Consider the following 23,118-nt stretch of genomic DNA (forward strand, 5'->3'; position numbering starts at 1 on the left):
ACTTCTCCGCGTGTTTCATATATCAAATCGATTACGCTCACTTGCTTATTATTCCATCCAATGAAAAACGACCTGCTCCACTGAAAACCAGAGCCGCCGATGCAGCGAACAGTGCAAGAGCAAACTCATAACCTTTATTGCTGATAAACAAACCATTCGAAAAATGAACACTAAAGATCGCTACTAGCATGGTTACCGACAGAACCAAGGCTGCTGGTCGTACCAATAACCCAAGAATCAATGCTAAACCACCAAAAAGCTCAGCGCTACCAGCCATTAGCGCCATTAAATAGCCAGGTTCTAAACCGATAGAAGCCATCCATTTAGCCGTACCTTCAAGTCCATATCCACCGAATAGTCCAAATAACTTTTGCCCACCATGAGCGATAAAAATCACTCCGATGGGAATTCGTAAGATAAGTGATGAGAGACTCTCATCTGTAGTAAATATTCTATTAAGTAATGGTGTTTTCATTGTCGTGTTAATTGTTGTGTTAAGTGCTGTATTCATTATTGTCTCCAAATTTTTGTTAAGCTATCCAAGGCATTTGCCTGTTATGTAGATTGCTTTAGTTGATTATTTAGTTGGTTGATTAGGTGAATAGTTGACTATCCAGATACGCCTGCCATGCCTCAGGCTTTCCATAATAGTTAGAAATAGGATGACTGATTATTTGCGACTCTCTGACTTCAAACAACGTTGGAAAACCATTACCACCAACCTTACTCAGTAACTCCCTACTCTGTTGAATATGTGCATCGACCTGATTTTTCATAACGTCTATGAACACCCGCTCAAATTCATCGACAGGGATTTCAATATCACCAGCCAACGCTTTCAAGACTTCTACATCTGCCACTTTTAAGCCTTTTACATAATGGGCTTGTTGAATGGCATGTAACATAGCTGGCGCTTTATCCCACTGTTCTGCAGCAATAATGGCTGCGATAGGTGGGGTTGAATCCAATATGGCTGTTTCATCTTTCAATAAACCATTGTTATATTCATCACTGAATAATTGCCCCGTTAATTCTGCAATTCGCGCATCATGTGGTTGCACAAAGTCACGTAGTTGAGAGGTAACCGCCTTAGTGTTCGAACCCGACATCATTCCGCCACCGTGCAATTTTAAAGACACATTGGCGTGTGCTTCTAGCATCGCAATTAACGGTGCAGCGCCATAGCACCAGCCACAAAGCGGGTCGAATATATACTCTAGTGTTTTCATTTTCATATTATTTATTTCCGTATCCAAGCAAGACAAAATGAAGGGGATTTACCACTTCATCTCGCCTGTATTTACTTTCGCACCAATCTCCAAGGCAAGGCCTAACTTATTCTCAGGATATTTAGCCTGCATAGATTTAATCAAAGCCGCAGAAGTTTTATGCGTTTCAAGGGCTTGTTCGAAATCGGCTAAATATTTGAGGTTGTATGTAACTAGAGAGCTATCCTGAACATCCTGATTCGCGGCATGCCCCGGAATAACCGTAGTCGGATTTAATGCCAAGATATTATCCAGCGTACTCGCCCACGCTTTGCGCGACGCTTTAGTTTGCGTATCTGCTGTCCACAAGTGCAAACCAGCAAACACATTAACGCCACCCATTACAGCTTTGAGATCAGGTACCCAGAGAAATGTTCTGCCCGGTAAATCACCATCTAAACCAACGATGTTAAAACTATGCCCTTCCAAGTCGAACGATGACCCTTTGATTACTTCGGGAATGACTGGCTTTGTCGGTGCATTAGCACCCATTTTTGGCCCCCAGAATCCAACTTTCTTATCAACCGTTTTTTTAATCCAGTTTACGGTTGGCTCGGTGGCGAACACTTTAACGTCAGGAAATGCCTGTTTAATCACTTCCAGTCCAAAGTAGTAATCAGGATCGCCGTGGCTGATGTATACCATCTTCAACTGCTTGCCACTGTTCAAAATCTCTGCAACCAGCTGATGTGCTTTGGCTTTGGTAAATTGTGTGTCGATCAATACCGCATCCTTTTCACCGGTTACCAATACTGAATTGACAAAAAAGCTATTTTCTCCGCCGTTATATACCTGAAATTCTAACTCAGATTCCGTTGCCGCCTGTACCGATGACATTGTCGTAAGTGTTAGTACAGCGGGTAATAAAAATTGGCTGATGCCTTTTAAAATAGTCGTTTTCATAGTGTTTATTCCTATATTTCTTTAATTGCTTTTCGATGTAATGCTTCGATGAGAGAAAGTATATGTACTAAAATCGGACGAATAAACGTGACATATCGCGCTTCATTGTTGCAATATACGAACTAATGGATAAATTAATGGCGATGAAAATCTTTACCGAAGTGGCTGACAGGGGCGGATTTACCGCTGCGGCAGAACACTTAGACTTATCACGTTCGATGGTTACGCGACATGTCACCGAACTTGAGCGCTGGTTAGGCAGCAGATTGTTACAACGTTCCACGCGTAAAGTAAGCCTCACCGATGCAGGAGAAGCCTGCCTGAACAGCTGTCGGCAGATGCTCGCAATCAGTCAGGAATTACAGGACATCTCTGGTAAAAGAGACATTGAACCGCACGGTCAATTACGAATCACATCCAGCGTTTCATTTGGAGCCACCCATTTAACGCGGGCGATTACCGATTATTTAGAACATTACCCAAAGGTCACTATCGATTTATTATTACTTGATCGCAGCGTAAACCTAATCGAAGAGCGGGTCGATTTAGCGATTAGAATAGCTGGCGAGCTCGACCCCAATATCGTTGCTCGGAAAATTGCACCCTGTAAATCCATTATTTGTGCAACGCCTAAATATCTGGAACGCCATGGCGCGCCCGAACATCCGGACGATTTACAACATCACAACTGCTTGACCTACACTAATTTTGGTAAAAGCGAATGGCGCTTGTCTCCTATAAATCCAAACAGCAATGGCGATGTTGTTGATGGTATTGTTGGCAATGGTCAAGGTAACGATGAAGAAATAGCCGTCCCGGTGACAGGAAATTTAAGAGTAAATGAAGCAGCGGCTATCACACAAGCTATTCTTGATAACGCCGGTATCGCACTTCAACCTAGCTATATTGTTGGACCACTGATTCAACAGGGGAAACTGGTAAAGTTACTAAACGATTGGGAGCCAGCGGAGCTTGGCATCTGGGGTGTTTATTTATCGCGACATCATGTATCCGCCGCACAAAGGACGTTTTTAGATTTTCTGGTAAAACGCTTCAAGGGTATTCCAGATTGGGAAATTTAAGCGTGTTGGTGATTACAGCTATTTGATTAATCTGACTAGATGAATATTGAAATCAATAACGTAGATTTAAGTGAGTTAAAACCTAGACTTATTACTGATACTTTTGGAGGCATATTAAACACCTCCAAAAGATTTTTACTGTTTAAACTGTGCTGCTTAAACGATATTGCTTAACGGTGTTACTTAAACTGCAGTCACTTTATTTGCACAAGGACCTTTCTGGCCTTGGCCAAGTTCATATTCTACTGCTTGTCCATCAGCTAGTGTTGCGTATTCGCCGCCTGCCTGAATTTCTGAATGATGCACGAATAAATCCTTGCTACCGTCTTCAGGTGTAATAAAACCAAAACCTTTAGCCGCGTCGAACCACTTAACTGTACCTTTACTCATATTTTTCTCTTTTATAATAATTAATCGCAGAACTCTGCAGTACCAAGTATAACCGTTTATCGTCAATAACATCGATTTATAACAAAATGAATGAAACTGACTTTATTTCTGTTTAATCCGACAACGTATTTTTATATAGGGTATATTGGTTTTTCATCCCTCCTCCGCAACTTCTTGCCGAATGGCGCCCTTGCCAAAACACACTGAAGCCGGACTACTTTTAAATAATTCCTTTTGATTTCTGATCATTCCTTTTTATTTTCGTAGGTATCATTTTCATCCCAAACAGTACAGAGGCTACCCCTATTGCCATCAGCAATAATGTAAATAACACACAATAAAAGTCAGGAGTACACCATGAGCAAAGGATTAAACAGTAAAAAAGCAACCAAGAAAGAGCCTTTAATGACGGCAAAAGAAAAGAAGGTTGCCAAGGCCGAGAAAAAAGCAGCAAAAGGACGCCGCCACAAAATTGGTGAATAATTGGTTTAGACAACCTGAAAGTCAGTGCTCTGGAAGCAAGCATTCTGGAAACAAGGATTTTTAAAGTCACCCCCCTACTTTGAGGCAGTTTTTTTACGTTTATAAAACGTGATAGGGGGATGACTATTATTGATTGATAATTCTATTCATTATGATCATCTGATCAGTATCGATTAAGCTTAATCTGTCACCAGATTAATCGTTACGCAATCCACCAAATATCTGTACCACCAACTCTACGTATTCTGGCACACAATCTTTGTGACCTGATGGGACCGCAGTACATTTGATTAATTCGATATCAGCCCCCAAAGCCAGCATCGTACTTAGCGTGCTTTCTGAGCTAATGATGGGCACAGTCTCGTCATCTTCACCGTGGAATAATGTCACTGGCACATTCGGTTTCCAGTCATGCACGTTATCCTGACGATCATTCTCTAAAAAGCGATCAAGGAAGGTCGTTTCATATCCCACATCTGCATCTTGAGGGATAAATGCCGATTCGATAATGCTGACAATACCATCGGCCAAATCACCCGGTAGGTTAATCGTAGGAATTGAAAAGCCCAGATTTTCCTCTACCAATTCATTCAGCGCCAAATTCAAATTGTATGGACCCGCTCCCATCACCGCAGTAACCACATCCATCCCTTGCTGAGGATTAGCCTGATAATCCTGCAATGCCGCCATGGTTACATAACCACCTTGCGAATAACCCGTCATAAACAATTGGCCATTACTTTGAATGGACGTTGTGTCTAACCACGTTTTAGATGCCTTCAGCATGTCAGTCACGGTGTAGGCAGATGTATCTTTTTGCAGGTAAGGATGATCGACGCCTAGCGACGAACCAAAACCAATATAGTCCGCAGAGAAAACAATATACCCCAAAGAGGCGAGCGCAATTTCAATGCTCTTTTCACTGGGTGTTAACTGCTCACTAGGGGCTTCATCATTAGTGAAGGTGGTGGCATGCTGGTAACTAATAATAGGGCTAGGTGACGATTTGGCAGGAATGGCTATCATGCCAGACACTAAAATCAACTCACCCGATGAATCAACCGTCATATACTCTATTTTATAGGTATCAACTGCATATTGAACCGTAATATTCTGCCCACCCGCGACATTAATCGCAGTCTGAATATCCGTTATAGAATTGGCCGTTTTACTGCTAATTGATTTAAATTCACCACGGGCTGGATCAGCCGGTATCTCTTGATCATCATCATTTGAACTAGAACTTCCGCCACCACAGGCCACTAAAAACAGACTGGAAACCATGATAAAAATGAGTCTATTCATTACAGAAAACAAACTACTCTTCGATTCGTTTTTTATTCCCTTAATCACGACCACTCCTTTTTAAATAATGTGAATAATTAGCCATTTACTATTCATTACAGTATAGGCGTTTTTATCGGTTACATTTGAAAGATACAGTAAAATCAATCGATTAAACAGTTACTCTCCCAAATAGGTAAAGCGTAAAACTTCCTTACCTTCATGCTGTTTGGTATCAAAAAACATCTCGATAGGCCTTACCCAGGTTTCTAGTTCGCCATCTTCCAAGGGATAAAGTGGTTTATAAATGACCATCACATCCAAAGATTCAGAATGTTTCGCCACGCCTACCACTTCGTATTCACCGCCTTTGAAATGTCTGTATTTCCCTAATTTTATTGTTGTCATAATGACCTTTATTAAGATTGAATTTGGCACCCCCCTACTTTGGAGGACTTTTTTATAGTTTAGCCTGTCTAATTAAATGAATGGTAAAATACGCCATGACACGCTGCAATATTTGCTTCAAATGCTTGTCGAAAGAGCAAGAGAAAGAGAAAAAAACAAGAAAGGAAGAAAAGGGACTCAAGGAAAGAATGAAAATTAAACTCACCACTTTATTAGTGATACTGCTCGCCAGTTTTATAACGACACAATCTTTCGCCGTATCTCACAACCCTGCAATGGCTCAACTGCTGTCATTTACAAAATCTAATGGCACTCTCAGTTACATCAAAACAACAAACCTGTCTGGTGCAGGAAATCTACTAAAAATAGATACCAGAAATGGAAACATCATCAACAATGTATCATTTTATAATAATGAAAAATTAGAGACCTTTGCTGCTACCCCGGATGGTTTCAAATTTCTCGCCAAATCCGCCAAAGGCATCGCGGTTATTCATAACGGAACGGGCAAAACGCTGCGAACTTTGCCTTATCCCAACGGCGTTCGTTATTGGCCGATCACCCCCGTTATCAGCTACAACACCGTGTATATGGCTGTCCCATCAACTAATCACAAGATATATTTTGTGCATACAGGAACTGGAAAAATTCTTCGCACCATTAACCTCGCCATTAGCCCCAAGAACGCGAAAAACAGCACCATTATCACCGCAATGGCATTTAGCCCAAACAGTAAAGTCTTTGCGTATCAGACCCAATCAAACCTGAAAAACACCGTACATATTTATGACATCAATAATCAGGTAGAGCTAAACGCTATTCCACTCACAAACGCTGTAAAAAACAACCAAACTCGTATGAATCAACATGCATTGAAATTTGATGGAACGGGTAAACAATTAATCAGTTACACCAGTAGTTTACCGAGCAATAGTGTGCAACTTATCGATCTGAATTCACAAACGGTAAAAACACTCAAGCTGGGTAATTTTACCTTTGCGGGGTTTTCAAAGAACAGTCGAAGCATTATTGCGATAAGCCCTGCAGATAGAAAAATCACCACTGCCGACATACAAACTGGCAGGCTTAAAAACAGTGGTTTAGGCGTACATAAAATTTCAGCTGCGCTTAGTAACGGAGTTCAAAGCAACATTACACAGAGTCCCGATAAGTCCTTAATTGCCGTTCCTTTTCAGTCGACAACAGAAAATAAAGATGGCTTTTTAATTATTGATTCCAATTCAGGGAATATTATTCGCAATATTCACTAGCCATGCTGTGTCGGCTATTATCACGATAGAACCGACCTCAAAAATCGAAATGAATGTCCCAATCCTTCATTTGCTTTTTGAACGCTTTACGCTCCATATAGTCTTCGACACGACGGCGAGCGCTCTTTTTCGACTTTTCTTTGTAGTCTTGTTTTCTAGATTTAGAACCCTTAAAAACAGAATCGTAATCCATATCCATGCCGTCATCTAAATAGTGATCGTCAAACTCGATATTATCTTGCTGGTCTTCCTTATTAGACATTGCTTAGTCCACACCTTATGAAAAAATAATAGGTGAAGCATATATCGCCAATGTGACAGAATTATTTAATGAATATGACAGTTATGTTTAAAACGTATGCTTAAAAAGGCGGCTAACAGAAAGAGCGTAACGTCAAATGTCACCCCCCTACTTTCAGGTCGTTTTTTTAGTCATTTTTTAATGGATTTATCTACAAAAAGTTTAACGAATCCTTTTATAAGCCCTTCCAGATAGAACCTTTTTTCATGTTTTCTAAGGCTTTTTCCTGATGTGCCCGAATTTCTTTATTTTTCTCAAGAAGCCATCGTCCATCTTTGACTTGCTGCTGGTAGGCAAGTGATTTAGTTTTACTGGCGCATTCTTTGCTGATTGTTCCGTCGGCAACCATCGCCTTTAAAGTTTTTTGCAAAGCGCTAAATGGCTTGGTGATTTCCCGAGTTTGACACTTAATCGCATCAAGCAAAGCGTTGTTATGGACCCCAACCGTATGCGATAAATTTGAGAATAAGCAACGTTCATAGTGCAATAAAGACATTTCGGTATCGTGCGCCGCGTTGAGTTGTTTGCGTAATGCTTTCGCATCTTTCGCGGGAAAATACTTTCCTCCTCCCGCTTCAGAAATTGCCTCTAACTGCTGGCGCGTTTCCTTTCCCACATCAAAACCAATAACATTCACCACCGCACGCACGCCAGATTCATGCAATGCTTTGGCTGATGCAACAGGGTCGCCACCACAGGTTTCTTTTCCGTCAGATAACAAATAAACAATGGGAACAGACTCCTTATTCTTTTTTGATTTGCGCACCTTTTTCAACTCGTCCAGTGTGTAATCCAGCGCATCACCCATTGGCGTGTAACCAACTGGTTTCAATGATTTGATACTCTTTTTCAGGGTATGCATGCCGGCTCCGAGCTTATGTACCCATTCAACCGAACTGCACGATTCCGCTTTCCCAGATTTAGTATTATTGCCCTTGTGCCCATAAACAATCATCCCGACCGGTACATCTTTTTGTAGGGCGCCGAGAAAGCGCAAAGATTCACGCTTAGCAATCGACATCTTCGACTTACCACCCAACTTGCCAGCCATTGAGCCAGACGCATCAATCAGTAACACCACATGGGATGCCGGACGTTCCCCACCGCTAAAGGTTTTGGGCAAAGGGCAATCTTCGATTTTAGGATCTTTAATCTGAATATCACAACGGGAAGTATCACCCGGGTTTTCAGCATCTAACTTCTCGTACAGCGCCTGAGAATCACACACCTCATCAGCCTGCACCTGAAACATACACACACAAAAAGCCAGTAACGACGTCGTAACTAATAATTTCATAGAGCACCCATGCCTTAAAAACGTAGAGTCAGCCTTTAATATAGACTAAAAGTCACCCCCCTACTTTGAAGCAGTTTTTAGCGGCTATGTCTTTCCTTATAATAAACCTTAAAAATCTATTGAGAAATCTATGCAAACTTAGGTAGTTTTTAAAAGCATTGAGTTTTTAAATATACTTGATATGATTTCCCATTGGGTATCGATATTTCGTGGGTAGCAATTTAGCAACTGAGTCACTCCCCCGTTATCCTGCCCAAAAAATAATATGTTGGTTTTAACACATTTTAATCTTATGAATTCTGGGAGGATCATATGAATAAATTAATACCTGCACTTTTGTTAGTTGGAAGCTTATCTATTAGTTACAGCTAGTTACAGCACGGCAATGGCTGAAGATTTCGCACCTTACGGAACCGCCAAAGTTGATATGCATGAATATCCAAAAATTGATGCCGTATTTGATGTTAACTACGAAGATCCAAAAAAATTAAACATACTTTATAATTTTATGAAGAACACCGCTAAACCACTTAAAGGAGACATGGTGGTTGTAACACATGGCCCTGAATTACGTGTATTTGCCAAAGAAAACTATGAAAAATACCAAGGCATAGTCGACAAGATGGCCGAGCTTTCTGAAATGGGTGTTAAGTTCAGCATGTGTAACAATGCGATGACAGCCGCCGGCTTTAAATCTGATGATATGCATGGATTTATTACTGTAGTACCCGCAGGTTTCCCTGAGATTGCTTACCTACAATCAAAAGGCTACAAATACGTTAATCCACTGCCGCTATCGGTAAAAGATGTACGCTATCTTGATCAGCCAGATCTCAAAAAATAAAAATAATATGCTAACCACCGACTGTTATTAACCTTTATCAGTTAGTGGTTAGCTTTTTTACTTTTGGCTCTTAGTTTAAAAATGAAAGGCTATAAACCTCATCTACTCACAAAAACTCTTATTCATAGAGATCCACCGCCTCCTTATAGACCGTTTTTTATTAAGATTATTAAGATTAAAATAAAACATAAATTATAGTTATCACATGTCATTCAAATGAATACTGATTTATCCTACTTTCTCTCACTTAATTTTCATAAATACCAGATCAAAGCCAACACATCTTTTTTCAATATGACAAATTAAACATTGTATTGAATTGACCCCTCGTAATATTTGACTTGGAACTTTTACACGTTATAACTGGTCTGAATCTTAGTAGTTGTTTGGCAATGTCTTTACATAGATCAATATGGGCTATAAAAAGTTTTTTTGTTATCCATAATTCTACATAAGAAGTACTAACATAAGGAATTAACTATGCGCGAGAATGAAATATCATCGTTTAGAATTATGAAATATAGCCTAACATTTTTTTTGTTTTTTTTTGTAATTACGCAATTTTTAGGATGCAACACGGATGATATAAAAGACGCGATAGAAGAAGAGTTTGTTGATTTTGCTGAACCTCTCGATGAAACAACTTCAAAGCCTTCTGATCCTGCAAGAGTTTTACCTCCTAATCCAACAGGATGTCCGAATTGGGAAAAGAACATACTTAATAGAGTGACTGAGAGTTTGACATTACCAGAAGGTTGTAAGTACGACCGCGTGAGAATTCTTATTGAAAATGAATCTGATCTGACTCTTGATTGTAATGGTGCAGAACTTAATGGATTAGACAAAGAATTTAGGCAGGCCGTTGGGGTTCCATATAGTGCTTCAGATGCACCATCTGATATTGGTATCAGAATTCTATCTCTTGAAACCATTCCTAGTGGAAATGTAACTGTAAAAAACTGTGTAATTACAAACTTTCTAACAGGTATATCTGTTCAAACTGTTTTCATCGATGAAACAATCGCAGATTTAAAAAATAATATAAACGCTGAAGTTGTGGAAGACCATTTGAGAAACAGTTCACTTAAGAATGTAAGACTTGAAAATAATATTATAAATTATAGCCACAGAAATGGGCTTTTTATAAACCGTTATATTACTGGTTTAGTCGTTGATAATACGACTATAAAGTATACGAGTGGCGCTGGTCTTTATTTAGAATCAGGCTCACAGAGCAATATTATTCAAAATTCAGTAATCTCAGAGAATGGTCATTCTATTTACGATAGTGGTGAGCGCGTTAGAAAAAGAATTTTGGAAAAGGATGCTAGAGAGGGCATAGCTATAGATTCCTCAGCCATGAACACAATTCAGAATAATACTTTTGCCAAGAATTCAGGTGGTGGAATCTTTTTATATAAAAACTGTTATGAATATCACACTAGTCCTACATCTTTACCTCGATATCAGTCTGCAAATAATAATGTAATTACTGGAAATAAATTTGAAGATCAAAGAGTGGGGGTGTGGATAGCTTCTAGACAAAGTAAAGATTTAGAAGCTTTCAATTGTGGCATCCCTAAGATTGCAACTGATACCGTAAGATATGGGCCTGTTGAAGAAGATATTTTTATTTATGAAGACTTTGCAAAGTTTAACAATGTAAATTCAAATACTTTTATTGATGTTATAAAAGGTATCATAGTAGAAGATGATAACAATACAATTAATGGGAATAAATTTAGCGGTGATGTAGATTATGATGTTCAGATTGGTACGAAATATAGAACTGAAGCACTGTCTAAGCCCGTAACTGATACAAAAATCACCAATAATGAATTTAATTCCTCAGCAAGTGAACATGTTAGGGTCATATATGACTCTGTTAATACCGTAATTACTGGAAATATCCCCGCAACTGTTAACAACTAAGGTTGCGGGCTTGATAAACAAAATGCCATTCGCCCTGTTTCACTCATTTTAAAAGAACGCTAACTATAAGAGTTATTTATGGAAGTGTTAGGATAAGCTTGTACAAATCATTCCATAATCACAGCTAGCGAGAAGATTCGATGTCCGATTTGACCGATGAACTGACTTATCCAGCGGCATACCAACTAACTAAGCAACAACAAAAAATACTATCCGTCGTTCTGATGGAATATTTAAACATGGGTGACTGGAAAGGGTTGTTTAAAAAGACCGATAGCGAAGCATTCGCAAAACAACAGACACAATTTTATGATGATGACAGTTGGGATACTGGCAGCATAGAAGACACTCTGGAAAAGGATTGTGCCGAAGCTGTGGCTTTTATCTTAAACAAAGACAGCAGACATTTGAAAGTGATCTGGGAAATGCCGGGTGTAAAAACCATGAGCCTCAGAAAAGATGAAAACTTCCATGCGGAAATTGAAGCAATCATCGAGGACGCATTAGACCAAAGTACAGACAATAAAATCATTGCTACTTCTGACAAAGATAATAATTCTAACCTTCCTGATGAAAATCAAAATCCTTATGAAACTCTAGATGCTGCTCAAGAACTTTTAGATTCAAATAACACAACCCAATCGATGCGCTTAATGCATGCGGCTTTAAAAAACTTTCTACAACAAACATGCAAAAATTTAGAAATCACTACGGATGACAAAGACTCCGTTTCTATTTTGCAGGCTAAGGTTAATGAGCATTTAAAACAAAAAAATAGCGCCAGCCAAAAAAGTATTAACCTAAACGATTCATCTCTCTCAATATTGCGGACTTCAACTCTGCTGATAGAAACGATTGATGATTTAAGTTATCAGAATACAAATGAAAAACACGTCAATAACTCCGATGTTAAATATGCAATTAACATAACCCGCTCAGTTATGATTTATATTGATGAGCTAGTGGTGGGTTAAACAAACGAATAAATAGCAATAGGACAATGCAACTGGGTGGTTATATTTTTATAAGTCACCCCCCTACTTATAGGCACTTTTTAGAGGATTACTTCTAATCAAACACGATATATTGACAATTCTTCATACTAATTAGTGGCTTTGTGATTACAAAGCCACCATAAACTGACCAATGCTAACTCGCTTTCCCTGCTGCTGTAGCATCGGGTATTTCAACTAATTCACCCGTTTTGCAATCATAGATGTATCCGTAAATTGGGATGTCTGAAGGCACCATTGAGTTGCTGCGAATTCGTTCTACATCTTCAACCACACTTTTTGCATTATCACTGATGGTTAACCAGTTGATGTATTTGCCATCTGTTGTTCCGCCACCCGCATTGCTGTCATGCCAGCCTGTGGCATCAACGTTTGCAGTTTTCAAACTGCCTGATAATAAATCACCCATTATTTCAGTGGTGAATGTCTCCATTCCACAATCGGTGTGATGTATAACGAACCATTCTCTGGTACCCAGTAATTTATAGGAAATTACCAGGGAGCGAATCGCATCGTCGCTTGCTCTGCCTCCGGCATTTCGAATCACATGCGCATCACCTTCTGCCAGCCCGGCGTATTTTGCAGGATCCAGACGCGCATCCATACAAGTCAGAATTGCAAACTGTCGGCCGGGAGGCATGGGTAAATCTCCCTTATCACCGAAATTAGATACATATTCGGCATTTGCTGATTTTACTTCATCGACTATTTTACTCATTTTCTCTCTCCTTTTTTACTCATTTTCTGTGCCGCTTAATATATAGAAAAGGTTTTCATTACGGCAAAGATGGAAACCTTTATTCTTTATTCTTTATTCTTTATTCTTTATTCTTTATTATCTCTCTCGTTTTTCTCTCTGGTTGTTAGACCTTAGATACCTATACATTTGTCTTTTATTAAATCTATCTAAGTATAGTAAAGACTCATCAACTCATTTTTTCTTCTTTCAAACTACTCATAAACTTCTGATAATATGAGTTTTTTCCTGATAAATACTTGTAACTTATGCTGTTTCACACTTACATTTTTTAGGCTGTTATACTCAATACTACTTAAAACCTGTTGGTATTATTATGATCTGGCTAATTCTTGGCGTGGCTCTGTGGAGTGTTGTTCATCTTTACCCTAGCGTTGCGGTTTCGCATCGTAATCAATTATCTGAGAAATTCGGCAATGGCTATCAAGGTGCTTATGCGCTGCTGATTGTTGGCTCGATTGTGTTGATGGTGATCGGCTGGAAAAATACGATACCGACTGCGGTTTATAATCCTCCTGCGTGGGGAAGGCATGCAACCATGCTATTGATTTTGATAGCGATTATTTTATTCGGTGCGGCGAATACTAAAACAAAAATTCGTGAATGGGTACGTCACCCGATGCTGACAGGTATGATAGTGTGGAGTATTGGCCATTTACTCGCGAATGGTGATATCCGTTCTGTAATTTTATTTGGTGGCTTAGGCCTTTGGGCAATTATCTCGCAAATCACCATTAACAAACGCGAAAGCGCTAGAGTGATGCCGACCGATTCAAAAGGCATGAAATCGCTGGTGATTCTATTTGTGGTGAGTGTAGTGTTGTATCTGATTCTGATGTTTTTACATCCTTACTTTGCAGGTGTACCGATCATGACGCGTGGTTAATGAATCGGTCTTAGGGTGATATTCAATGAATGTCACCCCCCTACTTTTAAGTGATTTTTCATTTCGTTGCTTGAAATGACTAAAAGAACTTATGCAGAGCTCAGGCATTTTTTGAACCTATGTTAGATTCAACAGACAAACTCAGCATGAATAATATAATCTCCTTTTTACTTTTATCTTTTGGACTTTTTCTTATTATTCCTCAAGTCATGTCACAAACTCCTGAGCATAAAGAACTCAAAGCCTTCCCTGCAGCAGCAGAGGGTATGCAACGCTTTGTAATCACTTTGCCGCATAAAGAACGTGGCGAGGAAGATGCGTTTAAAGTTGAGTTGATGCCAGGAAAAATGATGATGACAGATGGCGTGAATCGCGTTCGACTGGGGACTCGTATCGAACCTCGCCCGTTAAAAGGCTGGGGTTATACGTATTACGAGATAACAGGCAAAGATGTGGGCATGAGTACCATGATGGGAGTTCCCGCTGGTACGCAATCGATAAAAACTTTTGTGTCGGGTCAACCATTAACAATTCGTTACAATAGCCGTTTACCGATAGTGATTTATGCGCCGCAAGGACAGTCAGTGAGATATCGTATCTGGAGAGCCGATGATAAATTCACATCAACGAAGCAGGGTTAAGTTACTTCCAATAAGTAAGTAGTAACAGAAAATTACTCGCCCAATCGACCGTAGAACGTCATCCGCGCAGATCCTGAAAGCGCAATATTGGGTTGAGAGTTATACGCCAAAACAACTAACATTCTGGTGCGATCACCTTCATTTGGCGTAACCCGATGTATCGCATTACGGCCTCTGAATAAAACCAGCGCTCCAGCATCCATTGATAACTGTTGTGGGGTTTCTTTACCGTCGAGAACGCTATTTACTTTATCGAAATTCATCTCGCCCGCATCAGCATCTCGGACTTCTTTGATGTATTCGAACTGACCACCTTTTTCGGTTGGTTGAATCATCAAGGTAATCGCGAATGAGGAATTATCAAAATGCCATCCGAGTTCCTGACCTTTTTTCGCGTAGTGTAGATTGATCGAAGAAAGCGGATCGGCATAAGGATACAACGCGTCTTCACCAAACACGTAACTCAAAAAGTCTTTGAATGATTGTGCGTTGTACAACTCGCGCAATGCTGATTCATCACCAACGATATCATCGGTAATACAACCTTTAGATGAAACTACCTGACGATTAAATGCGTGATCGTCTGCAAACTCTGGATTGTTGTCGGTAAGATAGACATTATGAAACTGTCGACTGAAAAACGCCTGATCTTGTTTCTGCTCGCCTTCTTTACGAATTGCTTCCAAAGCTGCCCCGGTTAAAAATTCAGGCATCGCTAGCGCGCCTTTTTCTGCCACCGTTTGACGTGATTGCTCTTTAAATGCGTCATCCGTAATCGGATAACGCTTTAAATCGATAATCTCTTCAAGTTTCAATCTGTTGTTCCAATTTTTATAGCTTAAGTCACCCCCCTACTTATAGGGTGTTTTTTTAAGGCTAATCCTTTTTCTTTAGGTGTTCGTAGCGTGGCTCATCTTCATGAGCTTTAAACGCTGTTTTATAGTCATCAAGGTTTTGCGTCAGCATGCGTTTGAATTCTTTGGTAAAAAATTCAGTTGCTGTTTCTATTTCTGCTTCATATGCATCTTTGTCGGGTGATTGTGATGCGACAACAAATGAGCTGAATCTGGCAGTCGCAAAAAGCATCGCGGAACCTACGTGGTTGGTTTCTTTGTTATCACAATGACTATTTGCCACATCGATAAATGTATCTGCCATTGCGTAAAATTCTTTGCTTTCTTGTTCGTTTAATTGATCGTCTGCCATATCTAAAGCCATGTAATAATAAATGAGGGGGAAAATATAACCGCGAGAGGCTCTTAATCCAACTACTTTATTGTTTATTTATGCACTGATTAACCCTTTATTTTTAATCTTTTAAAGTGAACCTACCCTTTACTGATCCCCAACACAACAGTACAATAGCGCGGTTTTGACCCTCACTTCAGGAATTTCCGCTGTGAGCCTTATTTAAATGAAATTCGCAAATACGCGAATTCAAGTTTTTGGAGTATAATACCGTGGCTATTGAACGCACTATTTCTATCATCAAACCTGACGCAATCGGTAAAGACGTTATTGGTGAAATCTATTCTCGCTTTGAAAAAGGCGGACTTAAAATCGTTGCAGCTAAAATGAAGCACCTTTCTAAAGCTGACGCAGAAGGTTTTTACGCAGTACACAAAGAGCGTCCTTTCTTTGGTGATCTAGTTGAGTTCATGACTTCTGGTCCTGTAATGATTCAGGTTCTTGAAGGCGAAAATGCAGTGAGCAAAAACCGTGAGCTTATGGGTGCAACTAACCCTGCTGAAGCTGATGCTGGAACTATCCGTGCTGATTTCGCTCAAAGCATCGATGAGAATGCAGTTCATGGTTCTGATAGTCTTGAGAATGCACAAATTGAAACTGATTACTTCTTCTCAGCAGACGAAATCTGCCCACGTACTCGTTAATAATTTGATCTTAAAATTGTTAGCGCAATTTAAGAGTAAAAATATAAAATGACTACAACAAAGAAAATCAACCTTCTGGATTATACCTCAGAAGACTTAAAAGCTTTTTTCCTCGAACGGGGAGAAAAGCCTTTTCGTGCCACGCAGATAATCAAGTGGATTCATCAGCATGGCGTTGATAACTTTGATGATATGAGCAATGTCAGCAAAGCACTTCGTGAAGATTTACAAAGTATCGCTGAGATACGCGCTCCTGAAGTCGCTATTGATGAAAAGTCTGAAGATGGCACACACAAGTGGTTGCTCCGTCTGGATGATGGCAACTGTATTGAAGCAGTATTCATCCCCGAAGATGGCCGCGGAACCTTGTGTATTTCTTCTCAAGTCGGTTGTGCACTCGATTGCACATTTTGTTCGACCGCACGACAAGGCTTTAACCGTAATTTGACCGTTGGCGAAATTATCGGACAATTATGGCTTGCCAAAAAAATTCTACAACCCGATCCAGAATCAGACCGCGTTATTAGTAACGTAGTGATGATGGGTATGGGCGAGCCATTGCTTAACTTCGAAAAAGTAGTAAAAGCGATGGAGTTAATGCTCGATGATAATGCCTACGGCTTAAGTAAACGCCGCGTTACATTGAGTACATCAGGTGTTGTGCCCGCACTAGACAAATTACGTGACCGGGTTGATGTAAGTTTAGCGATTTCACTGCATGCACCTAATGATGCATTACGTGACCAATTGGTACCTGTCAATCGCAAGTACCCAATCAAACAACTACTCGAATCGTGCATGCGCTTTATGGACGGCAAAGCTGCCAGAGAAAAAATCACTATAGAATATGTGATGTTAGATAAGGTCAATGACAGTGATGAAAATGCGCGTGAATTGATTACCTTATTAAAGGATGTACCTGTAAAGGTGAATTTGATACCATTTAACCCGTTCCCTGAAACACGTTATAAACGTTCTTCAAATAATAGAATTTACAGATTCAGGGAAATTCTGGAAAGCGGTGGGCTAATCGTGATGACCAGAAAAACAAGGGGTGAAGATATTGACGCAGCTTGTGGGCAGTTAGCTGGAAAAGTTAATGACAAAAGTCGCAGAGAAATTCATTTTGCGCGGATAGAATCTTAATTCTGAACCTTCTATCGAAACTTTGATCCTAGTCTATAGTTTGGCTTTTAATAACTTAGGATTTAAAAAAACAAGAAAAGTTTGATGATTGATTGCTAATCAGCATAACTTAGAATGCTTAAGATGCTTACTCTAAAGGGGAATTTCAATGAGCACCATTTACAGCTCCGTGATTAATAACATTAAGACTTCGGTTGCCGATGTAAGCTCTTTTAAACCGATTAAGACCAAGACGCTTCTCACGACCGCTTTTATTGCGAGTACTCTATTTCTAAGTGCTTGTTCTTCAACCAGTGTTAAATCAAACGAAGCATCAAACTACAATTCTGACCTGGGTATTCGCTATCTACAGAAAGGTCGTTTGAATCTTGCCAATGAAAAGTTATTAAAAGCACTTGAACAGAATCCGAGCTCTGCTCAATCGAATCATTACTACGCGATTTTGCAACAGAAATTAGGTAACAATAAAAAAGCTGAACAATATTTTTTAAAAGCGATTAACTTAAATCCTAAAGATCCAGAAATTAGAAATAACTATGGTTCTTTTTTGTGTGATTCAGGACGTCCACGAGCAGCGGTTAAACAATTCACTGTTGCCATAAACGACCCACTATATCGCACCCCAGAATTTGCCTATACTAACGCCGGAATTTGTTTGAGAAAAACCAATGACGATGCGAAAGCTGAGACTTATTTTCGCCAGGCATTAAAGAAAAAATCAGCCTTTCCTTCAGCGTTGTTAGAAATGGCGAAACTTTACAGTGATCGAGGGAATTACCCTAGAGCACAAGCATTCATGTTACGCTATGAAAGTGTGGGACAATCTTCTCCTGAAGCATTGGATTTATGTAATAAAATCAACACCAAGATGGGCGATCATGCGAAAGCCAGTAGTTGTAAAGCAGCATTATTAAGACTTTTCCCTGCTAGTAAAGAAGCACAACAAGCAAATTAACATTCCATCTACCCTGACCTATACAACTGCAAAACCAACCAGACACGAACATCAAATGGCTAAAGAAAAAAATAAAACTGAGCAACCTGTCGTCCTAGAAGGTGAACTACAGGCGCGCCTGATTCAACTTCGTGAAGATGCAGGATTTTCAACTTCACAACTCGCGGACGCGATGTGTTTATCAGAAGAAGTCATCCTTCACCTAGAAAACGAAGACTTCGACCAGTTAGCAGAGCCACCATATATACGCGGCTATTTACGCAACTACGCAAAACTTGGTGATACTGACCCAAATGAACTGATTAGCCGTTATGAATCTTTACGTGGCGCCGACGCGAATGAACTCCATTACCAGATTAAGACTTCCGCCAATATAAATTTAAGCAAACGTAAAAGCATGTCCCCAATTTGGGCGCAGCTAATTTTGCTAGCGTTGTTAATTGGTGGCATCACTTTATTAGCCATGATCCCAGGGGTTAACCAATGGTTCAAAACCACCTGGAGTAGCTTATCAACCCAATTACAATCACCGAATGGTGAGTCAGGAAGTAATCCATTATTAACAGGGTCTTTACCAGTACCCGTTCCCTTGCCTGATTCTGATGTTTCTGAGAACAACACTACTAGTCTGCCACTGAATAATGGCAATACTCAATCAAATATTAATTCAGCAGATCAAAATAATACAGACGATACAAACTCAGCGGGAACTCAAACAGATTCCTCAACTGACAATACTGTAAATGCAGAAGCCACTACAGAAGATACTCAACAGACAGCTAATACCGAAACAACCTCTTCAGATGACCCAAGCATCACTGAGCAAACAGCGGAACAAGCAGCCGCAGAGCAAGAAACTCCGGCAACCAGTTCTAGCAGTGATCAGCTTAAGATTAAATTAGTGTTTAACAAAGATGTTTGGTTAAGAATCAGAAACAAAGACAACAAAACAGTTTTTGAAGGCTTAAATAAACTGGGTACTAATAAAGATCTAACCATCGAAAAACCTTTAACATTTAGAGTAGGAAATGCTCAGGGTTTATCGCTATTTGTTGATGACAAAGCAGTTGATATCAGCCAGTATATCAATGGCAGTATTGCCAATTTCACCTTAGAATAAACGTTTAATAGTTTCAGGAAAAAGTTCGGTACATATAATGGCAAAAAATCTGCAATCAGTTCGCGGAATGCGAGACATTCTCCCTGAACAATCTTCTTCCTGGCAATATATCGAAAACACCGCACGCCAGCTTTTTAACAGCTATGGCTATAGCGAGTTACGCACTCCAATTATTGAGTCTACTGACCTTTTCAAACGCTCAATTGGTGATGCCACTGATATCGTTGAAAAAGAAATGTACACCTTCGAAGATAGAAATGGTGATAGCCTCACATTACGCCCTGAAGGCACTGCTGGTTGTGTAAGAGCTGGAATTCAGCACGGTATTTTTCACAACCAACAACAACGCATCTGGTATATCGGCCCCATGTTCCGTCACGAGCGCCCTCAAAAAGGACGTTATCGAGGATTTTATCAGGCAGGCATTGAAACCTACGGCATTGATGGCCCAGAAATAGACGCAGAAGTGATAGCGATTGCTGCGCGCTTTTGGAAGAAACTTGGTTTCAAAAACGTAAGACTTGAAATCAATTCGCTGGGAAGTAATGAAGCACGCCAAGATTATCGTAACGTATTAATCGAATACTTTAGTAAGCATCAAGAACTATTAGATGAAGATTCTCAAAGACGCTTACACAAAAACCCACTAAGAATTCTGGATACAAAAAATCCAGCGATGAAAGAGCTGGTTGAGAACGCCCCTAACCTTCTTGACTATTTAGATGAAGAATCAAAGGTACACTTTGAAAGCTTGAAGCAACGTTTAGACCAAATCAGAATTAGCTACGAAGTTAACCCTCGTTTAGTACGTGGTATTGATTACTATAACCGCACAGTGTTCGAATGGATTACTGAAGATCTTGGAGCCCAAGGCACTATTTGTGCGGGCGGTAGATACGATGGTTTAGTAAAGCAATTAGGTGGGAGAGAAACCTCAGCCTGTGGTTTTGGCATCGGCTTAGATCGACTTCAACTATTGGTTGAAGAGCAAGGCCTTAATAAGAATGAAACACTGCCACACGCTTACCTAGTGATGGCTGGAGAACAGGCTGAATTAGCGGGTACTGCTTTGGCTGAGTCATTACGTGATTCAAACCCTGAATTACGCTTAATGTGCAATGCGGGATCAGGGAGCTTTAAATCACAACTCAAACGAGCAGATAAATCTGGCGCAGCCTTTGCCTTAATTCTTGGTGAAAATGAGCTAGCTGATAACGAAATTACGGTTAAACCTTTACTAAAAAGCTTACAAGATAATTTTCAACAACAAACCTTATCACAACAAGCACTTAGTGAATTCGTAGCAGAACATATTATCAACATGGTATAGTCGCACCACCTTAAGAATTACCATATTGAAAGACACAATTTATTTATAGGACAGTAGCAGAAATGGCAGATTACGATCTTAAATCAGATGAAGAAAAAGCAGAAGAACTGAAAGCCTGGTGGCGTTCAAACGGAACCTCTGTAATTGCAGGCGTTGCACTTACCGTTGGCGGCATGTTTGGCTGGAATTACTGGAAAGAACACAAAGTTACTCAGTCTGAAGGCGCTTCAAAGTTATATTCCCAATTAGACCAGGTGGGAGCCGATTCTACTGATGTCTTAAAAAAGCTGGAAGATGAATATGGAAGTACATCTTACGCATATCTTGCTGCACTTAGCTCCGCCAAAACAAGTTGCGAAGCGGGTAAAACAGAGGAATGTATTGCTGAATTAAAAAAAGCCACTGAGAGCCCACAAGACAGCCTAGCAAATCTCGCTAAACTTCGTCTCGCTCGAACGCTAGTGAGCACTGGTAAACTAGATGAAGCTAAATCGATTCTTTCTGGAAAAATGCCTGTTTCTTATCAATCCCTGATTAGTGAACTGAATGGTGACATCCATTTTGCTAAAAAAGAATTTAAACAAGCGTACGAAGCATATGATAAAGCTATTTTGAGCGCAGGCGATCAAAATACACAGTTGTTAAAAATGAAGCGCGATGATCTGGGTAACCAACTAAAAAGCGGAGCTTAATAGTGACTTTAAAACCTTACGTACTGCTTTTGATTGGATTATTCGCTTTTCAAAGTGGATGTAGCCAAATTAGCGGCAAGAAATCTCGCCCTGCTCCATTAAAAACACTAAAAGCAGTTACCCCTACCATTAACGTCAAGACCGATTGGCAAGTTGCTACCGGTAGTGCAATGGGGGAAAACAAGGTTCACCCATTTATAGATAACAAGCTGGTATATATTGCTGGCGGCACAACTGCCAGCGCATGGCAAAAAAGTAATGGCAAAATGCTGTGGAAAACAGCTATTGATGAAACAATTAGTGCGGGTGTAAATGGCAACCTCAGTACGTCAAACAATGCTAGCGCTAGCAAAGTATTCCTTGGCACCACAAATGGCAACGCTATATCACTGGATGCCGCAACCGGCAAAATTCTGTGGATTGAAAGACTCAGCAGCGAAATACTTTCCGTCTCAGCAAGTGCTAATAATCGGGTAATCTTCAGAACCGTTGATGGAAAACTTCATGGCTTACTTGAAAGTACTGGAGAATTAATCTGGCAACGTTCTCAACGCCCTCCCGCTCTTAGTCAATTGGGCGGTGGTGTTCCTCTGGTAGTTCCGCCATTAGTAATCGCAGGTTTTGATAATGGCAAAGTAGCTGCTTACAATATTGCAAATGGACAGGGAATTTGGGAAGCAATTCTAGCCTTACCTCGCGCCAGTACGGAGCCTGAGCAAATCACTGATGTCGACGGAAAAATCAAACAGCTCGGTAACGCCTTATTTGCTGCATCAATGAATGGTAGCTCCGCTGGAATCAATATTGAGAATGGTAAAAAAGCCTGGTCTCGAGCTTATTCAACACCAACAGGTGTTAACGCCAATAGATTAGGACTTTACAGCAGCGACGATAAAGGCAACATCTGGAAATATGATCCACAAACTGGTGAACCAGTATGGAGTATGGACGACCTTCAAAGACGATTACCTTCTGTTCCGGCTATCATTGGAAACTCTGACATTGCTGTTACTGACAAACAAGGCAATATCCATTGGATAAATTCGGCCAACGGGAAGTTCAGCGCTAGAATTAAAGGCGATCCGCTTGGTTATTCTATAGAGCCGGAAGTAGATGGAAGCAGTATCTTTGTTTTAGGCAAAAGCGGAATTCTCTCTAAAGTGACTAAACGCTAGCGTTTGCTTTTATTTAGCAAAACAAAGATCTATAAAGAACAAAACACA

At 40.1% G+C, this 23,118-nt stretch carries 26 protein-coding genes; 15 read left to right on the top strand and 11 right to left on the bottom strand.

Features of this window, described 5'->3' with window-relative positions:
- Positions 1-37: 37 nt before the first annotated feature.
- The 3 genes from Q1A31_RS01705 to Q1A31_RS01715 all read right to left on the bottom strand — a co-directional run bounded on the left by Q1A31_RS01705 (position 38) and on the right by Q1A31_RS01715 (position 2,171).
- Positions 38-511: a DoxX family protein gene (locus Q1A31_RS01705; RefSeq protein WP_299871448.1), complete on the bottom strand. Its 474-nt coding sequence runs from the start codon at positions 509-511 to the stop codon at positions 38-40.
- Positions 512-593: 82 nt separating this feature from the next.
- Positions 594-1,235 carry a DsbA family protein gene (locus tag Q1A31_RS01710; protein WP_299871451.1) on the bottom strand — a complete coding sequence of 214 codons (642 nt, stop codon included), beginning with the start codon at positions 1,233-1,235 and terminating at the stop codon, positions 594-596.
- A gap of 42 nt (positions 1,236-1,277) precedes the next feature.
- A complete protein-coding gene (locus Q1A31_RS01715; RefSeq protein WP_299871454.1) occupies positions 1,278-2,171 on the bottom strand; it encodes an MBL fold metallo-hydrolase in 894 nt (297 codons plus the stop codon).
- 137 nt (positions 2,172-2,308) lie between these two features.
- Between Q1A31_RS01715 and Q1A31_RS01720 the strand changes: the two genes are divergently transcribed.
- Positions 2,309-3,253, top strand: coding sequence for a LysR family transcriptional regulator (locus tag Q1A31_RS01720; RefSeq protein WP_299871457.1), 945 nt, complete (start codon positions 2,309-2,311; stop codon positions 3,251-3,253).
- A 183-nt stretch (positions 3,254-3,436) separates the two neighbouring features.
- Here the strand turns inward: Q1A31_RS01720 and Q1A31_RS01725 are convergent, their stop codons facing one another.
- Complete coding sequence (locus Q1A31_RS01725; RefSeq protein WP_131906057.1) at positions 3,437-3,643, bottom strand: cold-shock protein; 207 nt, start codon at positions 3,641-3,643, stop codon at positions 3,437-3,439.
- A 357-nt stretch (positions 3,644-4,000) separates the two neighbouring features.
- Between Q1A31_RS01725 and Q1A31_RS01730 the strand changes: the two genes are divergently transcribed.
- Positions 4,001-4,126, top strand: a complete 126-nt coding sequence (locus tag Q1A31_RS01730; protein WP_299871465.1) for a hypothetical protein — start codon at positions 4,001-4,003, stop codon at positions 4,124-4,126.
- A gap of 195 nt (positions 4,127-4,321) precedes the next feature.
- Here Q1A31_RS01730 and Q1A31_RS01735 read toward each other — a convergent pair whose 3' ends face one another.
- Together Q1A31_RS01735 and Q1A31_RS01740 are read right to left on the bottom strand one after the other, a co-directional pair.
- A complete protein-coding gene (locus tag Q1A31_RS01735; RefSeq protein WP_299871468.1) occupies positions 4,322-5,479 on the bottom strand; it encodes a S9 family peptidase in 1,158 nt (385 codons plus the stop codon).
- A gap of 111 nt (positions 5,480-5,590) precedes the next feature.
- The gene (locus tag Q1A31_RS01740) at positions 5,591-5,818 is read right to left on the bottom strand and encodes a DUF1653 domain-containing protein (protein WP_299871471.1); all 228 of its coding nucleotides are present in this window, start codon (positions 5,816-5,818) and stop codon (positions 5,591-5,593) included.
- A gap of 188 nt (positions 5,819-6,006) precedes the next feature.
- Here Q1A31_RS01740 and Q1A31_RS01745 point away from each other — a divergent pair, with 188 nt between their 5' ends.
- Entirely contained in the window at positions 6,007-7,089 is a 1,083-nt protein-coding gene (locus Q1A31_RS01745) for a hypothetical protein (protein ID WP_299871473.1), read from the top strand.
- Positions 7,090-7,126: 37 nt separating this feature from the next.
- Here Q1A31_RS01745 and Q1A31_RS01750 read toward each other — a convergent pair whose 3' ends face one another.
- On the bottom strand, positions 7,127-7,351 hold the full coding sequence (locus Q1A31_RS01750; protein ID WP_299871475.1) for a PA3496 family putative envelope integrity protein: 225 nt from the start codon (positions 7,349-7,351) through the stop codon (positions 7,127-7,129).
- A 214-nt stretch (positions 7,352-7,565) separates the two neighbouring features.
- Entirely contained in the window at positions 7,566-8,687 is a 1,122-nt protein-coding gene (locus Q1A31_RS01755; protein ID WP_299871478.1) for a VWA domain-containing protein, read from the bottom strand.
- A 385-nt stretch (positions 8,688-9,072) separates the two neighbouring features.
- On the opposite strand from Q1A31_RS01755, the gene Q1A31_RS01760 reads away from it, so the two are divergent.
- The 3 genes from Q1A31_RS01760 to Q1A31_RS01770 all read left to right on the top strand — a co-directional run bounded on the left by Q1A31_RS01760 (position 9,073) and on the right by Q1A31_RS01770 (position 12,437).
- On the top strand, positions 9,073-9,531 hold the full coding sequence (locus tag Q1A31_RS01760) for a DsrE family protein (RefSeq protein WP_299871481.1): 459 nt from the start codon (positions 9,073-9,075) through the stop codon (positions 9,529-9,531).
- 480 nt (positions 9,532-10,011) lie between these two features.
- Positions 10,012-11,463 (top strand): right-handed parallel beta-helix repeat-containing protein, encoded by a 1,452-nt coding sequence (locus tag Q1A31_RS01765; RefSeq protein WP_299871483.1) that lies wholly within the window; start codon positions 10,012-10,014, stop codon positions 11,461-11,463.
- A 140-nt stretch (positions 11,464-11,603) separates the two neighbouring features.
- A complete protein-coding gene (locus Q1A31_RS01770) occupies positions 11,604-12,437 on the top strand; it encodes a hypothetical protein (RefSeq protein ID WP_299871486.1) in 834 nt (277 codons plus the stop codon).
- Between the two features lie 175 nt (positions 12,438-12,612).
- On the opposite strand, the gene Q1A31_RS01775 is transcribed toward Q1A31_RS01770, so the two are convergent.
- Positions 12,613-13,194 carry a carbonic anhydrase gene (locus Q1A31_RS01775; protein WP_299871489.1) on the bottom strand — a complete coding sequence of 194 codons (582 nt, stop codon included), beginning with the start codon at positions 13,192-13,194 and terminating at the stop codon, positions 12,613-12,615.
- A gap of 355 nt (positions 13,195-13,549) precedes the next feature.
- On the opposite strand from Q1A31_RS01775, the gene Q1A31_RS01780 reads away from it, so the two are divergent.
- Both Q1A31_RS01780 and Q1A31_RS01785 read left to right on the top strand, forming a co-directional pair.
- Complete coding sequence (locus Q1A31_RS01780) at positions 13,550-14,119, top strand: NnrU family protein (RefSeq protein ID WP_299871492.1); 570 nt, start codon at positions 13,550-13,552, stop codon at positions 14,117-14,119.
- 119 nt (positions 14,120-14,238) lie between these two features.
- Positions 14,239-14,760 carry an ecotin family protein gene (locus Q1A31_RS01785; protein ID WP_299871495.1) on the top strand — a complete coding sequence of 174 codons (522 nt, stop codon included), beginning with the start codon at positions 14,239-14,241 and terminating at the stop codon, positions 14,758-14,760.
- 32 nt (positions 14,761-14,792) lie between these two features.
- On the opposite strand, the gene Q1A31_RS01790 is transcribed toward Q1A31_RS01785, so the two are convergent.
- On the bottom strand, positions 14,793-15,575 hold the full coding sequence (locus tag Q1A31_RS01790) for a hypothetical protein (protein ID WP_299871498.1): 783 nt from the start codon (positions 15,573-15,575) through the stop codon (positions 14,793-14,795).
- Between the two features lie 61 nt (positions 15,576-15,636).
- Positions 15,637-15,966 carry a DUF3144 domain-containing protein gene (locus Q1A31_RS01795; RefSeq protein ID WP_299871501.1) on the bottom strand — a complete coding sequence of 110 codons (330 nt, stop codon included), beginning with the start codon at positions 15,964-15,966 and terminating at the stop codon, positions 15,637-15,639.
- A 254-nt stretch (positions 15,967-16,220) separates the two neighbouring features.
- Here Q1A31_RS01795 and ndk point away from each other — a divergent pair, with 254 nt between their 5' ends.
- The 7 genes from ndk to Q1A31_RS01830 all read left to right on the top strand — a co-directional run bounded on the left by ndk (position 16,221) and on the right by Q1A31_RS01830 (position 23,070).
- Positions 16,221-16,652, top strand: coding sequence for a nucleoside-diphosphate kinase (ndk, locus tag Q1A31_RS01800; RefSeq protein ID WP_299871504.1), 432 nt, complete (start codon positions 16,221-16,223; stop codon positions 16,650-16,652).
- 48 nt (positions 16,653-16,700) lie between these two features.
- A complete protein-coding gene (rlmN, locus tag Q1A31_RS01805) occupies positions 16,701-17,798 on the top strand; it encodes a 23S rRNA (adenine(2503)-C(2))-methyltransferase RlmN (protein WP_299871506.1) in 1,098 nt (365 codons plus the stop codon).
- A gap of 148 nt (positions 17,799-17,946) precedes the next feature.
- On the top strand, positions 17,947-18,753 hold the full coding sequence (gene pilW / locus Q1A31_RS01810; RefSeq protein WP_299871509.1) for a type IV pilus biogenesis/stability protein PilW: 807 nt from the start codon (positions 17,947-17,949) through the stop codon (positions 18,751-18,753).
- A gap of 55 nt (positions 18,754-18,808) precedes the next feature.
- The gene (locus Q1A31_RS01815) at positions 18,809-19,873 is read left to right on the top strand and encodes a RodZ domain-containing protein (RefSeq protein ID WP_299871512.1); all 1,065 of its coding nucleotides are present in this window, start codon (positions 18,809-18,811) and stop codon (positions 19,871-19,873) included.
- A gap of 37 nt (positions 19,874-19,910) precedes the next feature.
- Positions 19,911-21,203, top strand: coding sequence for a histidine--tRNA ligase (gene hisS / locus Q1A31_RS01820; protein ID WP_299871515.1), 1,293 nt, complete (start codon positions 19,911-19,913; stop codon positions 21,201-21,203).
- Between the two features lie 62 nt (positions 21,204-21,265).
- Positions 21,266-21,895, top strand: a complete 630-nt coding sequence (locus Q1A31_RS01825; protein WP_299871518.1) for a tetratricopeptide repeat protein — start codon at positions 21,266-21,268, stop codon at positions 21,893-21,895.
- A gap of 2 nt (positions 21,896-21,897) precedes the next feature.
- Positions 21,898-23,070, top strand: coding sequence for a PQQ-binding-like beta-propeller repeat protein (locus Q1A31_RS01830; protein WP_299871521.1), 1,173 nt, complete (start codon positions 21,898-21,900; stop codon positions 23,068-23,070).
- Positions 23,071-23,118: the final 48 nt, after the last annotated feature.

This window comes from uncultured Cocleimonas sp. (assembly GCF_947495625.1).
Classification (GTDB): Bacteria; Pseudomonadota; Gammaproteobacteria; order Thiotrichales; family Thiotrichaceae; genus Cocleimonas.